Here is a 14470-nt window from a genome sequence, read left to right as displayed (position 1 = left end):
GAAGTTTCCTACACAGGGCGCCCACACTTGAACACTTAAGTTAAACGCACTTACAAAATCACACAAACTGCGGCAATTTCATTTCAGGCGCTTACACTTCGTAGCTCTAATAGATTTCTTCTGTAGGGCATTTCCCATATACGTTTAATCGCCACTCCTCGCAACCCGCGTGAGTTGCAACTGGGTTAAGGTGCGCTTGACTGCACTTGCCCAGGAAAGTTGAACATGCACACCGTATTCATTGTCGATGACCATCCGGTCATTCGCCTGGCTGTCCGAATGTTGCTCGAGAACCAGAATTACAAAGTCGTCGGCGAGTCGGACAATGGCGTGGACGCCATGCAGATGGTCCGTGAAACCCTCCCGGACCTTGTGATTCTGGACATCAGCATCCCCAAGCTGGACGGCCTCGAGGTGCTCTCTCGCCTCCAGGCCATGGCGCTGCCACTGAAAGTGCTGATCCTCACCGCGCAGTCGCCGGCGCTGTTTGCAGTGCGCTGCATGCAATCAGGCGCGGCGGGCTATGTGTGCAAACAGGAAGACCTGGGGGAATTGCTCAGTGCCATCAAGGCGGTGCTCTCCGGATACAACTACTTCCCCAGTCAGGTTATTCACACCAGCCACGAAACAGCGGACGCCGACCTCAGGCTTTTCCGACAGGTGAATGATCGTGAATTGATGGTCCTGCAACTTTTCGCCCAGGGTCGCAATAACAAGGAAATTGCTCAAGGTATGTTCCTGAGCAACAAGACCGTCAGCACGTACAAAAAACGATTGATGCAAAAACTTCAGGTCGACACGTTGGTCGACCTTATCGATATGGCCAAGCGCAACGCACTGGTCTGAGGCGTGCGCATGGCTCAATTGATTGCCTGCCTGGCCTTCCTGCTGGCATTGGCCGGGGGTAGCGTGCAGGCTTCCGAGCAGGAGGCAGTGCCCTACTCCCTGCTCGCCCGCTCGATGCCCACGCCGATAAAGCTGAAACTGACCGCAGAACAGCGGGAATGGCTGATGGGCCGCAAATACCTGATGCTGGGCACATCGGCGCCGGACTATGCCCCCTTCGACATCAGCAGCGGCGGGCGCGACTATCAAGGCCTCACCGCCGAATACGCGAGCTTGATCGGCAAGGCACTGCAACTGCCGGTTCGCGTGCTGCGCTACCCCAACCGGCAGGCTGCCGTGGAGGCGCTGAAAAACGGTGAGATCGACCTGCTCGGCAGCGCCAACGGTTACGAGGCTGCGACCCAAGGCCTGGCGCTGTCGCACCCCTACGCCGTCGACCAGCCCGTGCTGGTCACCCGTGAGGATGAAAACCGTGCACTTGACCACGGCCTGGACGGCATGCGCCTGGGGATGCTTTACCACTACCTGCCCAGTCAAGATGTCAGCAACGTCTACCCCAACGCGCAACTCCTGGCATTTGGCTCCTCCACCCAGGCCCTCAATGCCGTGGCGTTCGGCCAGGCCGACGTGTTTATCGGCGACACCCTCTCGACCCACTACCAGCTCAATCGCGGCCACCTGCCACGCCTGCGCATGGCAAGCTTCGGCAAGCACGCAAGCATCGGCTTCAGTTTCGCCATGCGGGCACAGGACACCTACCTCATGGAGTTGGTCAACACCACGCTCGACCACCAGCCCAGTGGCGTGCGTGCCAGCATTTCCAAACGCTGGAGCGCGGGTGGCGACATCCTTCTGAGCAACCGACAACTTCCGCTGACAGCAGAGGAAAAGCAGTGGTTGCGCCACCATCCAGTCATGCAGGTGGCCATCGACGAGACCGCAGCGCCACTGTCGTATTTCGACGCCAATGGCCAATTTCGAGGAATAACCGCAGACCTGCTGGACCTGATTCGCTTGCGCACCGGCCTGCGCTTCGATGTACAGCGGGCCAACGGCATCGCCGAAATGATCGCCCGCCTTGAAGACGGGCGCGTGAACATGATCGCCGCCCTTGCCGTCGACAAGATGAACGGCGAACGGCTGCAGCTCAGCCGCCCTTACCTCGAAAGCACCTACGTGCTGGTAACCCGCGCCGAAAATACCGAGTACAGCTCACTGGATAAACTGCGCGGGCGCCGTATCGCCATCACCCGCTACAGTGCCATGGCCGAACTGCTGGGTAGCCGCTACCCGGAAACAGGCTGGATAGAAACGGAAAGCCCCTTCTATTCCATGGCTCTGCTGAGCAGTGGCGCAGTCGATGCAGTGATCACCACGCTGATCGATGCCCATCACGCCCTGGCCGGCGACGCCAATCTGGTCCTGCGCAGCACGGTGGGCACCGAGCCCGCCAGCTTCGCCATGGCCACTACCGAGAAAGACGCCGTGTTGGCCTCCATCCTCGACAAGGCACTGGTAAGCATTTCGCCGGAAGAACTGGGGGTTATCAATAACCGCTGGCGAGGCTATAGCCAGCATGACGACAGCAGTTTGCAAGAGTTTCGACGCATCGTACTGCAAGTGCTGCTCGGGACCGGGCTGCTGCTATTGCTGGCACTGGTCTGGAACGCCCGCCTACGGCGCCAGATCAAACAGCGCCAGCGTGCCGAACGGGCCTTGAATGACCAGCTGGAGTTCATGGGTGCGCTGCTCAATGGCACCCCGCACCCCATGTACGTCCGAGACCGGGCCGGGCGCCTGCAAAGTTGCAATGCCAGTTACCTTGAGGCGGTGCAGGCAACCCTTGATGAGGTAATCGGCAAGCGCTTGGAAGACAGCCTGTTCGCGGGTGCCGAAAATACCCGTCAGATTCAAGCCGACTACCTGCAGGTGATGGCAGCCGGCGTACCCCTGATCATCGATCGCCCCCTGAAGGTCAAGGATTGCGAGCTCACCATCTACCACTGGATCCTGCCTTACCGCGACTCGCTGGGTGAAGTGCAAGGTATCATCGGTGGCTGGATCGACATCAGCGAGCGCCGCAAGCTTGTCCAGGAACTGCGCGAGGCCAAGCAGTTGGCTGATGATGCCAACCGCGCCAAGAGCACCTTTCTGGCGACCATCAGCCACGAGATCCGCACGCCGATGAACGCAGTCATCGGCATGCTCGAACTGGCCGTCAAACGCGCCCACGAAGGGCAGATAGACAGCACCTCCCTGGAAGTCGCCCACCACTCGGCCAAAGACCTGCTGGGCCTGATCGGGGATATCCTGGACATCGTGCGCATCGAATCCGGGCACCTGTCGCTCGCGCCGGAGCCGGTCGACCTGGCGGCGCTGGTGGAATCGGTGGGTCGCGTATTCGATGGCCAGGCGCGGCAGAAAGGCCTGGCCTTTGAAGTGACCATCCACCCCAGTGCCCGATGCCATGCTCTGCTCGATCCGCTGCGCTTCAAGCAGATCTTGTCCAACTTGGTCAGCAATGCCATCAAGTTCACCGATCACGGCCAGGTGCGCATCAGCCTTGGCCTGACTGACGATAGCCTCGATACGGCGCCGTGCCTGGAGGTGGAAGTACGGGACAGTGGCATCGGCATTCACGACGATGACCTGCAGCGCCTGTTCAACCCTTTCGTCCAGGCCAACCCCCATAGCCAGGGCGCCCGCGCGGGCACCGGGCTGGGCCTGGCCATCTGCCGCAGCCTGTGTGAAATGATGGGTGGAACCCTGAGCATCAAGAGCCTGCCCGACTTCGGCACCCAGGTGCGCTTGATGATGCCGCTGCAGCGCGTAGGCGCAACGTCTGCACAAGGGCTGGACACCGCCGAGATCGAGCCCCCCGACCCACGGCTGAGAGTGCTGGTGATCGACGACCACCCGGCCAACTTGTTACTGATGTCGCAACAACTGGGCTACCTGGGTCTAAGCCACTCCAGTGCCAGCAGCGGCCCCGTGGGCCTGGAAAAATGGCGCGAGGGCGCTTTCGACGTGGTGGTACTCGATTGCAACATGCCGCACATGAATGGTTATCAGCTCGCCGCCGCAGTGCGCGCTGAGGAGCGCCAAGCCGGGCAACGGCGCTGCGTCATCCTGGGTTATACCGCCAACGCCCAACCCGAGGTCAGGCAGAAATGCCTCAGTGTCGGCATGGACGACTGCCTGCTCAAGCCGATCAGCCTGCGGGCCCTCAGCCAGCGCCTCGCCGGCATCGTTCCCGGGCAACAGGTCCACACGGGCCAATCGTTCAACCTGAGCGGGCTAGACAGCATCGTTAGCGGCAACCGCAAAGATCGCGAACGGTTTCTGGCCGCCGTGCACCTGAGCCTGCAAGAGGACTTCGCCGAGCTGCTGGCCCTGGACCCCGAGACCGAGGCAACGGCAATCAGCGAGCAGGCACACAAGATCCTCAGCGCAGCACGAATGCTGGATGCACGTGACATGATGGCGGCCTGCGAGGCCCTGGAAGAAAGCGCTATGCCGGTATCACAGCTGAAGCTGCGGCGGCAGGTACTAGCGCGGCACATGCGCCGCGTCGAGAAAGCCCTGGCCAGGCTGCTGGCCACAGCTTGATGAAGCGGCGCCCGATCAGGCGGCCGCTTCAAGCCTGCATCAGGAAGCCGGGTTGACCGGTTTTTCCGGATACCAGGCGTCCAGCAGCGGGCTGACTTCGATGGTGGTCAGTTCGCTACGGCCCTTGAGCCAGGCTTCGACAGCGGCGCGCTGCTCTTCGGTGACCGAACCACGCTCGGCTTTGCAGACCAGGCCGAAATCATCACCACCGACGTAGTCCAGGCCGTTGGCATCCATGGCTTCTGCCAGGAAAGCGTCGAGGAAGGCATCGATGGCTTCGTCAGACAGGTCTTCCTTGAAACCCAGGTTCAGTTCGAAACCCAGCTCCTGGAATTCATCAACGCACAGCTTCTTGCGCAGACGACGGGAACGGTTGGTAGCCATGAAACAATCCTCTTGAGTAATTACGCGCGGCACTTTAACAGTTTCCGCGGTGCAACGGCGCTTTTCCGTCGAACGTGGCGCATGAGCGCTGCGCTTGGGGCATAATGCGCACTATATTTCGTCGTGGGGTCACCATCTCTTACAGCCCCAATGTCCTTTTCCCTCGTGCGCAGGGTATCAATTTCATATGATCAAAACGCTCCGTCCCCTCGTTCTCGCCGGCCTGCTTCTGCCATTCGCACTGTCCAGCCAGGCCGCTGCCGTTAACACCACACTGCCACCCAAGGTGCAGCAGGCGCTCAAAGCCAACAAACTGCAGGACACGGCGCTGTCGTTAGTGATGCTGCCGCTCAACGGCCCTGGCACCGCTACCGTGTTCAACGCCGATGTGTCGGTCAACCCGGCCTCGACCATGAAGCTGGTCACCACCTATGCGGCGCTGGAGCTGCTCGGCCCGACCTTCCAATGGAAAACCGAGTTCTACACCGATGGCACCCTGAGCAATGGCGTGCTCAACGGTAACCTGTACCTCAAGGGCGGTGGCGACCCGAAGTTGAATATGGAGAAACTGTGGCTGCTGATGCGTGACCTGCGCGCCAACGGCGTACGCACCATCACCGGCGACCTGGTGCTGGACCGCAGCCACTTCGTGCAGCCCAACCTGCCGCAGTTCAACGATGACGGCGGCGACGTCAACAAGCCGTTCCTGGTCAAGCCCGATTCCTTGCTGGTCAACCTCAAGGCCCTGCGTTTCGTCGCCCGCAACGATGGCGGCAAGGTGACTATCGCGGTCGAGCCGCCGATTGCCAACATCCGCATCGACAACCAGGTCAAGGCCGTCGCCTCCAAGCAATGCAGCGGCGACGTACGCTACAACCCGGTGCCCCAGCCAGACGGTATCAACGTGGTGGTGAGCGGGCAGCTTGGCGATGGCTGCAACTCGCAAACTTACCTGTCGCTGCTCGACCACCCAACCTACGCCGCCGGCGCCGTACGCGCGATCTGGGGCGAACTGGGTGGCAGCATCCAGGGCCGTGACCGCATCGAGAACGTGCCCAAGAGCGCCCGCCTGCTGGCTCGCGCGTTCTCGCCAGACCTGGTGGAAGTGATCCGCGACATCAACAAATACAGCAACAACACCATGGCTCAGCAACTTTTCCTGAGCCTTGGCGCGCAGTTCCGCACCGATGCCGATGGCGACGATGCCCGTGCTGCCCAGCGCGTGGTGCGCCAGTGGCTGGCGAAAAAAGGCATCACCGCGCCGCACCTGGTGATGGAGAATGGTTCGGGCCTGTCACGTGCCGAACGGGTAAGCACCCGCGAGATGGCAGCACTGCTGCAGGCGGCGTGGAACAGCCCCTACGCGGCCGAATTCATCAGCTCGATGCCACTGGTGGGCATGGACGGCACCATGCGCAAGCGCCTCAAGCGTACGGCGATGACCGGCGAAGGGCACATCAAGACCGGTACCCTGAACACCGTACGTGCCATTGCCGGCTTCAGCCGTGACAGCAATGGCAATACCTGGGCGGTGTCGGCGATCCTCAACGATCCGAAGCCATGGGGCGCCTCGCAGGTGCTGGACCAGGTGCTGCTGGACCTGTATCGCCAGCCCAAGGCTGGCAATAGCACAGCCGCTATCAACCCTTGAGGCTTGTACAGGAGCGGCCATGCCGCTCCTGTAGCGGGTGCGGCAGGCCTGGCCTTTCAGGCATCAGTTCAGCTCGCCTTCGACCCGGTCCCTGCCCGCCTGCTTCGCCGCATACACCCCGGCATCTGCCCGCAACAACAGTGCATCAGCCCCCTCCCCTGGCCGCCAGCCTGCCACGCCAAAGCTCGCGGTCACCATGCCTACCCCCTCGACTGGCATATTGCGCACGCCCTGCCACAGCTCCATGGCCAGCAGCCGTGCCTGTTCGGCATCGCTGCCCGGGCACAGCACCATGAACTCCTCCCCGCCCAATCGGCAGAACACATCCGTGCGCCGCAAGCGCTGGCCAATGCGCTGGCACAAGCTGCGCAACACATGGTCCCCGACCGCATGGCCAAACTGGTCGTTGATCCGTTTGAAGTGGTCGATATCGAGCATGATCACTGCAAGATCCAGCTCATCACGCTGTGCGCGGTCCAGTTCGACCTTGAGGCGCTCCTGGAAATAACGCCGGTTATGGATACCGGTGAGGGCATCGGTCACCGACAGCGCCCGCAAATCCTCCTCCACGCCCTTGAGGTCGGAGATATCAGTGAGGTAGCCATGCCACAGGGTGCAGCCCTCTTCCCCCACCTCCGGCGTAGCCTCGCCGCGCACCCAGCGCAAGCCGGCCCGGGGCAAACAGACCCGGTATTCTTCACGCCAGGGTGACAGGTGTTCGGCGGAGTCACGCACCGAGCGCCGGACGCGCTCCAGGTCATCGGGGTGAATACGCTCGAATACCACCGAGGCGTCCTCGCGCAGCAGCTGCAAGTCGACCTCGTAAATATCGAACAGCCCCTGGCTGGCGTACGGGAAACACGAGTGCCCATCCGGGTCGAGGCGATACTGATAGATGCCGCCGGGCACCTCTGCACTGAGCTTTTCCAGCAGCCGGTCCCGCAGCGCCAGCGCCTCGTGTACCCGACGCCGCTCGGTGACGTCGATGCAGATCGCCAGATGGCCGACCCACAGCCCCTGCTCGTCCAGCACCGCGGTCACCAGCATGTTGGCCAGCAATTGGCTGCCGTCTTTGCGCACCAGGGTCCACTCCCCGGGCTGCGCGCCACCCTCCTGGATGGTTTCGGCGAACATCGCCTGCCCCCCGGCAATGTGCCGACCATAGCGCTGGCTTAAGGCGTGGGCGCGCTGGCTGAGCTCCTCTGGCAAGACCAGGTCTTCGAGCTGCAAATGGCCGATCGCTTCACTGGCTGAATAGCCCAGCATGCGCTCGGCACCGGCATTGAAGGTGCTGACCACGCCCTTCAGGCTGGTGGCGATGATAGCGACCTGGGTGGCGGCATCGAGCACGCTGCGCAGCTGATTATGGGTCTCGCGCAGCGACTGCTCGCTGACCCGCAGTTCTGCCGTACGCTGTTCGACCAGCGTCAGCGCCCGCTGCCGCTGGCTGAACAGGTTATAGAGCAAGGCACTGAGCAGCAGGCTCAACAGGCCACCGAGCAAGCCCACCGCCAGCGCTGCCGTAGAACGATTGCCCTGCATGAACACCTGGCTTGGGCGGATATCGAGCTCAAAGAAGTGATCGGCCAAGTGCAGCGACTGCGTGCTGGCCAAAGCCAATGGCGCAGGCGAGTTCTGGGAGTCAAACAACACCTCATGCCCGTCGCGCCCACTGGGGTCGAAAATGCGCACCACCAGGTTGTCCTCGGCGGCGGCCGGCAAGCCTTCGGTAATCAGCTGGCGCAGGTTCAACAACGCCATCACATAGCCTGCGGGAGGCACCTCGGGTTGGGTCCCGGCAAAGACAGGCGCCACCATCAACAGCCCGCGGCTGTAGCCCGGTACCACATTGATCATGTCCAGCGGCGCAGACACCGCCATGCTGCCGGGCTGCAAGGCACGCAGCAGGGTCTGCTGACGGGTCACCTGCCCGCGCAGGTCCAGGCCATAGGGTTGGCCTTGCTGGAGGGTGGCCTGGGTGTACAGCACCGGGTAGTAGTGATCGCGGGGCGGTGCCGGCTGCCAGTTGCCTTGGCTATCGAGGTCGCGGATGCCATACGCCTGCCCCAGTGCGTCACTGGCCCGACGCTCGAACTCGGCCCGCTGCGCGGCCTCGACCCGGGGTGCCCAGGAGTAGGCCAAGGTGCGGCGCAGCAAGGGCCGCGCGTAGCCGTCGAATTCGTGAGGGGTGACTTCGTGGGAGAAATCGAAGAAGCGCCGCAACGCGTCAAGGCGCTGCTCCTGATCCTCGAAACGCTCGGCAATGCGGCTATAACGCTCGCTGGCCAGCAGCTCGAAGCGCTGGCGCAGCTGCTGCTTGTAGAACGCCTGCGTGGCCAGCGCCAAGGCAACCGACAGCAAGCCGCCGGCTACCAGCGCCACCAACGCCAAGGCCCAGGCAGCCATTGCCTCGCTGCACACGCCCAGTACCTTCGCACGCACGCCATACTTCGACATAGACAACTCTCATCACGTCAGCGTCCTGCGAAAATTCTGGCCCTGAGCAGAGTTATAGCTATTGGCCATTAGCCACGCAATGTAGCTCGTCTCAATTAACGCAATTGCAGGCGCCAGGCGCGGTGGATGCGGTTGTTACGAGCGAAGTCCGGGTCCAGGGTCTGGGCAGTGATTTCTTCCACCACGTACCGCGCATCCAGGTGCTCGTCGAGCTGGAACTTGCGGAAGTTGTTGGAGAAATACAACACGCCGCCGGGCGCCAGGCGTGCCATGGCCAGGTCGAGCAGTTGCACATGGTCACGCTGAACGTCGAACACGCCTTCCATCCGCTTGGAGTTGGAGAAGGTTGGCGGGTCGATGAAGATCAAGTCATAGCTGTCGCGGTTGGCCTCCAGCCAGGCCATCACATCACCTTGTTCCAGGCGGTTGCGCTCCGAGAAACCGTTCAGCGACAAGTTGCGCCGCGCCCAGTCCAGGTAAGTCTTCGACAGGTCGACGCTGGTGGTGCTGCGTGCACCGCCCTTGGCGGCATGCACGCTGGCCGTGGCGGTATAGCAGAACAGGTTGAGGAAGCGCTTGCCGGCAGCCTCGCGCTGGATGCGCATGCGCATCGGGCGGTGGTCGAGGAACAACCCGGTATCGAGGTAGTCGGTCAGGTTCACCAGCAGCTTGACGCCGCCTTCGTTCACCTCCTGGAAGCGCCCTTCGGTAGCCTGGCGCTCATACTGGCGGGTGCCGCTCTGACGCTCACGGCGCTTGAGCACCACGCGCTGCGGGTCGATGCCCAGTGCCTGGGGGATCGCTGCCAAGGCATCGAGCAGGCGCGACTGGGCCTTTTCCGGGTCGATGGAGCGCGGCGCGGCGTATTCCTGCACGTGTACCCAATCCTGATACAGGTCGACCGCCACGGCGTACTCAGGCATGTCGGCATCGTACACGCGGTAGCAGTCGACCTGCTCCTTGCGCGCCCATTTGCCCAGTTGCTTGAGGTTTTTCTGCAGGCGGTTGGCGAACATCTGCGCGCCTTCCGACAGGCGTGCCGGCTCATTGGCCACCGGCGCCTGGCGAGCGGTATCAGCGTTGTCGGCCTGGGCCTCGCGGCGTTCGCCGGTGACGAACTGGTCAGGCTGCACCTTGAACAGCAGCAGCTTGCACGGCAGCGCACCGTTCCAGAACGCGTACTGTTTGTGGCTGCGGATGCCCATGCGCTTGCCCAGCTCGGGGGCACCGGTAAACACCGCCGCTTCCCAGCCCATGCACGCCTGGCGCAGGCGCTCGCCGAGGTTCTGGTAGAGGTACAGCAAGCTGGCTTCATCACCCAGGCGCTCGCCATACGGCGGGTTGCTGATGACCAGGCCTTTCTGGTTCTGGTCCGGGCGCGGCTCGAAGCTGGCCACCTCACCCTGGTAGATCTTGATCCAGTCGCTCAGGCCTGCACGCTCGACGTTGTTGCGGCCCGGCTGGATCAGCCGCGGGTCGGCCTCGTAGCCACGTATCCACAGGGGTGGCTTGGCCAGGCCCGCTTGCGCGCGGGCCTGGGCCTCTTCGTGAACCTTGCGCCAGGTGGCCGGCACATGGCCCAGCCAGGCACTGAAGCCCCAGCGCTCACGCTTGAGGTTGGGCGCCATGTCGGCTGCGATCATGGCCGCTTCGACCAGGAAGGTACCCACACCGCACATCGGGTCGGCCAGGGCGCCGCCCTCGGCGGCGATGCGTGGCCAGCCGGCGCGGATCAGCACGGCCGCTGCCAGGTTTTCCTTGAGCGGCGCAGCACCTTGCTGCAGGCGGTAGCCGCGCTGGTGCAGGCTGTGGCCGGAGAGGTCGAGCGAAAGGATGGCCTCGCCACGATCCAGGCGCAGGTGCACGCGCACGTCCGGGTCGATTTTCTCCACCGATGGGCGCAGGCCCTCACGGTTGCGCAGCTTGTCGACGATCGCATCCTTGACCTTGAGCGCACCAAAGTGGGTGTTGTCGATACCCGAACCATGGCCGCTGAATTCGACGGCCAGCGTGCCGTCGGCGGCCAGGTGGTCAGCCCAGTCGACTGCGTTGACGCCGTCGTACAGGTCATCAGCGTTCTTCATGTTGAAGCGCTTGAGCACCAGCAGCACGCGGTTGGCCAGGCGCGACCAGAGGCACAGGCGGTAGGCGGTTTCCATGTCGGCGGCGCCGCGGATGGCCGAGGTGTGCTCACGCACTTCGTCAAGGCCGAGGCCCTTGGCCTCTTCGGCAAGCAGGCCTTCCAGGCCTTTGGGGCAGGTGAGATAGAGTTCGAAACGGTCCGACATGTAAATTCCAGAGCCTTTGGCTATTTGAGTGACGAGGCGACGCATCGACCCGCCGATGTTTGCCCGAACGCCCTTCCAGCAAGCGTCCGAGTGGCCTCCCCTGCGCATCATGCTGCAGCGGGCTGGCCGGGCCGCCTGATCGAACTGCTCTCGCCGGTGGCAGAAACAGCTTAGATCATCAGGCAGTACGAATAATTTCTAACGATAACGGGGTAGATGTGACCCTTCGTCGCATTGCTGAATATTTCTGACACCACGCTGCAACGCTGGCGAAATGACGTCAATGTTCCGCAAACCCCGATCATAGCGGGCCCAACCCCAAATAAGGTTGAGTCGCATTTATTTACTTATCCCCTCACCCTTGGAAAGGTTACGTGCTTATGACAAATCGATCATTCACACCGTCACCCGCATTCGTTAGAACTGGTCTCAGGCCGCTTCGCAACGAGGCGGCACCTTCAGCCCGCCACGCCGGCAGCGGGCGCAAACCGGCAGAAAGACTCTGCCCGGCCTCGGAGAGGCCGACGGGACATTACAGTCAACAAGTGAGGGCAACACCCTATGAGAAGACTTAAGCGTGATCCGTTGGAAAGAGCATATTCACGTGGCTACCAATATGGGGTCACCGGCAAATCCCGCGAACTTTGCCCTTTCAATCTACCTTCAGTTCGCCAAGCCTGGATCAACGGCTGGCGTGAAGGTCGCGGTGATAACTGGGACGGTATGACTGGCACCGCTGGCATCCATAGACTCAACGAAAATCACGCCGTTGGCTGATCGAGGACACTGAATTCGAATTACCATGCACGCCCCATCCGGGCGGCGGGCTAAGGCCCAGGGGCCCCTAGATGGGGCCCTTTTTTATGCCTGCGTGTTATGCCCGCGGCATTGCAGCAATGGCATCCACCGCTTCACGGATCAGTGCCGGCCCTTTGTAGATGAAGCCCGAGTAGATTTGCACCAGGCTCGCCCCGGCAGCGATCTTCTCTGCGGCATGACGGCCCTCGGTAATACCACCGGCAGCAATGATAGGCATCTTGCCAGCCAGCTCGGCGGCCAGCACCTTGACGATATGGGTGCTTTTCTCCAGCACCGGCGCACCCGACAAGCCACCGGCTTCGCCGCCATGCGGCAGGCGCTCGACGCCTTCACGGCCCATGGTGGTGTTGGTGGCGATCACCGCATCCATACCCGATTCCATCAGCGTTGCCGCCACCAGCGCGGTCTCTTCATCGCTCATGTCCGGCGCGATCTTGATCGCCAACGGTACCCGCTTGCCATGCTCGCCGGCCAGCTGCTCGCGGCGCTCGGCCAACGCATCGAGCAGTTGCTTGAGCGAATCGCCGAACTGCAGGCTGCGCAGGCCCGGCGTATTGGGCGAGCTGATGTTGACGGTGATGTAGCTGGCTTCGGTGTAGACCTTGTTCAGGCAGATCAGGTAGTCGTCGACCGCACGCTCGACTGGGGTATCGAAGTTCTTGCCGATATTGATGCCCAGCACACCCTCATAGCGCGACGCCCGCACCCGCTCCAGCAGGTGATCGACACCCAGGTTGTTGAAGCCCATGCGGTTGATGATCGCCGTGGCCTCTGGCAGGCGGAACAGCCGCGGCTTCGGGTTGCCCGGCTGCGGGCGCGGCGTCACGGTGCCGATTTCGACGAAGCCAAAGCCCAGCTGGGCAAAACCGTCGATGGCCGCGCCGTTCTTGTCCAGGCCAGCGGCCAGGCCAACCGGGTTGGCGAAGTTCAAGCCCATCACGCTCACTGGCAACGCCGCCGGCTGCTTGCACAGCACGCCATTGAGCCCGAGGCGCCCACCGGCACCGATCAGGTCCAGGGAAAGGTCATGGGAGGTTTCCGGGGAAAGCTTGAACAGCAGCTGGCGGGCCAGGGTATACATGGGCGGGCAAGGCTCAGGGTTGAGTGAGGGTGCGATTATAGCCAGCGCGCGCGCAGCATGACAGCGCCTTGGCACATGCGTTGCTACATCGCCTGCATAACGGCCTAATCCGTACCGGCGAGGATCTACGTGAATACATCAGCCCTGGCCTGGGTAAACGGCAGCGACGCGCCAGAAAAGCCCAGCCTCGATATCGGCTTCATGGCCCTGACCGATTGCGCCTCGGTGGTGGTTGCCGCCACCCAAGGCTTTGCACAGCAGCACGGCCTGACACTTAACCTGAAGCGCCAGGGCTCATGGGCCAGCCTGCGCGACAAACTGGCCAGCGGCGAACTGGATGCCGCGCATTGCCTGTACGGCCTGGTCTACGCCGTGCACCTGGGCATCGGCGGGGTGCCGGCCAGCGATATGGCCGTGCTCATGGGGCTGAACCAGAACGCCCAGGCCATCAACCTGTCGCCTGCCCTGCAGCGCAAGGGGGTGACCAGCCCTGAGGCACTGGCGCGCCTGGTGCACCAGCACGGTGCAAAGCTGACCTTCGCCCAGACCTTCCCCACCGGCACCCATGCCATGTGGCTGTATTACTGGCTGGCAAGCCAGGGCATCCACCCGCTGCATGACGTCAACAGCGTGGTGGTGCCGCCGGCCCAGATGGCCGCGCACATCCAGGCTGGCCGCATCGACGGCTTCTGCGTGGGCGAACCCTGGGCTGCCGCTGCCGTGGCCCAGGGCCAAGGTTTTACCCTGGCTACCAGCCAGTCGATCTGGCCCGACCACCCCGAAAAGGTCCTGGCCTGCGCCCGCACCTTTGCCGAACACTATCCCAACAGCGCGCGCGCGCTGATCAAGTCGATCCTCGCCGCCAGCCGCTTCATCGAACAAAGCCAGGAAAACCGCCGCAGCACCGCGCAATTGCTCAGCGGCAGCGCCTACCTGGACACGCCGATCGAAACCGTCGAACCGCGCCTGCTTGGCGCGTATCAGGACGGCCTGGGCAACCACTGGCAGGACCCGCATGCCTTGCACCTGTTCGATCAGGGCCGCGCCAACCTGCCGTACCTGTCCGACGGCATGTGGTTCATGACCCAGTTCCGCCGTTGGGGCCTGCTGCGCGACGACCCCGATTACCTCGGCGTGGCCCGCCAGGTCCAACAACTGTCGCTTTACCACGAGGCCGCCGAAGCACTGGGTGTGCCTTGCCCGGCGTTGCCCATGCGCAGCAGCCTGCTGATCGACGGCAAGCGCTGGGACGGCAGCGACCCACACGGCTATGCCCGAAGCTTCCCCCTGCATGCCTTGGGCGATGCGCCCGATGCCCGTCTCGGTCTGTGAGGG

The 14470-nt window shown here is 62.7% G+C and carries 9 protein-coding genes; 5 read left to right on the top strand and 4 right to left on the bottom strand.

The features are described from left to right. Positions 1-225 precede the first annotated feature (225 nt). Together ABEH27_RS12135 and ABEH27_RS12130 are read left to right on the top strand one after the other, a co-directional pair. A complete protein-coding gene (locus tag ABEH27_RS12135; protein WP_346613809.1) occupies positions 226-846 on the top strand; it encodes a response regulator transcription factor in 621 nt (206 codons plus the stop codon). A gap of 9 nt (positions 847-855) precedes the next feature. Next, the gene (locus ABEH27_RS12130; RefSeq protein ID WP_346613808.1) at positions 856-4455 is read left to right on the top strand and encodes a transporter substrate-binding domain-containing protein; all 3600 of its coding nucleotides are present in this window, start codon (positions 856-858) and stop codon (positions 4453-4455) included. 39 nt (positions 4456-4494) lie between these two features. Here the strand turns inward: ABEH27_RS12130 and ABEH27_RS12125 are convergent, their stop codons facing one another. After that, entirely contained in the window at positions 4495-4839 is a 345-nt protein-coding gene (locus tag ABEH27_RS12125; RefSeq protein ID WP_346613807.1) for a YggL family protein, read from the bottom strand. Between the two features lie 187 nt (positions 4840-5026). Here ABEH27_RS12125 and dacB point away from each other — a divergent pair, with 187 nt between their 5' ends. Beyond that, positions 5027-6490: a D-alanyl-D-alanine carboxypeptidase/D-alanyl-D-alanine-endopeptidase gene (gene dacB, locus ABEH27_RS12120; protein WP_346613806.1), complete on the top strand. Its 1464-nt coding sequence runs from the start codon at positions 5027-5029 to the stop codon at positions 6488-6490. Between the two features lie 63 nt (positions 6491-6553). Here dacB and ABEH27_RS12115 read toward each other — a convergent pair whose 3' ends face one another. Both ABEH27_RS12115 and rlmKL read right to left on the bottom strand, forming a co-directional pair. Then, on the bottom strand, positions 6554-8947 hold the full coding sequence (locus ABEH27_RS12115) for a diguanylate cyclase (protein ID WP_346613805.1): 2394 nt from the start codon (positions 8945-8947) through the stop codon (positions 6554-6556). 95 nt (positions 8948-9042) lie between these two features. Next, a complete protein-coding gene (rlmKL, locus tag ABEH27_RS12110) occupies positions 9043-11235 on the bottom strand; it encodes a bifunctional 23S rRNA (guanine(2069)-N(7))-methyltransferase RlmK/23S rRNA (guanine(2445)-N(2))-methyltransferase RlmL (RefSeq protein ID WP_346613804.1) in 2193 nt (730 codons plus the stop codon). A gap of 561 nt (positions 11236-11796) precedes the next feature. Between rlmKL and ABEH27_RS12105 the strand changes: the two genes are divergently transcribed. Then, entirely contained in the window at positions 11797-12012 is a 216-nt protein-coding gene (locus tag ABEH27_RS12105; RefSeq protein ID WP_003248687.1) for a ribosome modulation factor, read from the top strand. Between the two features lie 97 nt (positions 12013-12109). Here ABEH27_RS12105 and ABEH27_RS12100 read toward each other — a convergent pair whose 3' ends face one another. Beyond that, complete coding sequence (locus tag ABEH27_RS12100; protein WP_346613803.1) at positions 12110-13135, bottom strand: quinone-dependent dihydroorotate dehydrogenase; 1026 nt, start codon at positions 13133-13135, stop codon at positions 12110-12112. A gap of 129 nt (positions 13136-13264) precedes the next feature. On the opposite strand from ABEH27_RS12100, the gene ABEH27_RS12095 reads away from it, so the two are divergent. After that, complete coding sequence (locus ABEH27_RS12095) at positions 13265-14467, top strand: CmpA/NrtA family ABC transporter substrate-binding protein (RefSeq protein ID WP_346613802.1); 1203 nt, start codon at positions 13265-13267, stop codon at positions 14465-14467. Positions 14468-14470: the final 3 nt, after the last annotated feature.

Origin of the sequence: Pseudomonas sp. P39-UII1 (assembly GCF_039672635.1) — a bacterium.
Classification (GTDB): Bacteria; Pseudomonadota; Gammaproteobacteria; order Pseudomonadales; family Pseudomonadaceae; genus Aquipseudomonas.
Note: the sequence above shows the minus strand (reverse complement) of the source record. Positions and strands in the feature narration are given on the sequence as shown.

Excerpts from the sequence above, each read along its gene's own strand:
- ABEH27_RS12135 (WP_346613809.1), top strand. The coding sequence starts at position 226 with ATGCACACCGTATTCATTGTCGATGACCATCCGGTCATTCGCCTGGCT.
- ABEH27_RS12130 (WP_346613808.1), top strand. The coding sequence starts at position 856 with ATGGCTCAATTGATTGCCTGCCTGGCCTTCCTGCTGGCATTGGCCGGG.
- ABEH27_RS12125 (WP_346613807.1), bottom strand. The coding sequence starts at position 4,839 with ATGGCTACCAACCGTTCCCGTCGTCTGCGCAAGAAGCTGTGCGTTGAT.
- dacB (WP_346613806.1), top strand. The coding sequence starts at position 5,027 with ATGATCAAAACGCTCCGTCCCCTCGTTCTCGCCGGCCTGCTTCTGCCA.
- ABEH27_RS12115 (WP_346613805.1), bottom strand. The coding sequence starts at position 8,947 with ATGTCGAAGTATGGCGTGCGTGCGAAGGTACTGGGCGTGTGCAGCGAG.
- rlmKL (WP_346613804.1), bottom strand. The coding sequence starts at position 11,235 with ATGTCGGACCGTTTCGAACTCTATCTCACCTGCCCCAAAGGCCTGGAA.
- ABEH27_RS12105 (WP_003248687.1), top strand. The coding sequence starts at position 11,797 with ATGAGAAGACTTAAGCGTGATCCGTTGGAAAGAGCATATTCACGTGGC.
- ABEH27_RS12100 (WP_346613803.1), bottom strand. The coding sequence starts at position 13,135 with ATGTATACCCTGGCCCGCCAGCTGCTGTTCAAGCTTTCCCCGGAAACC.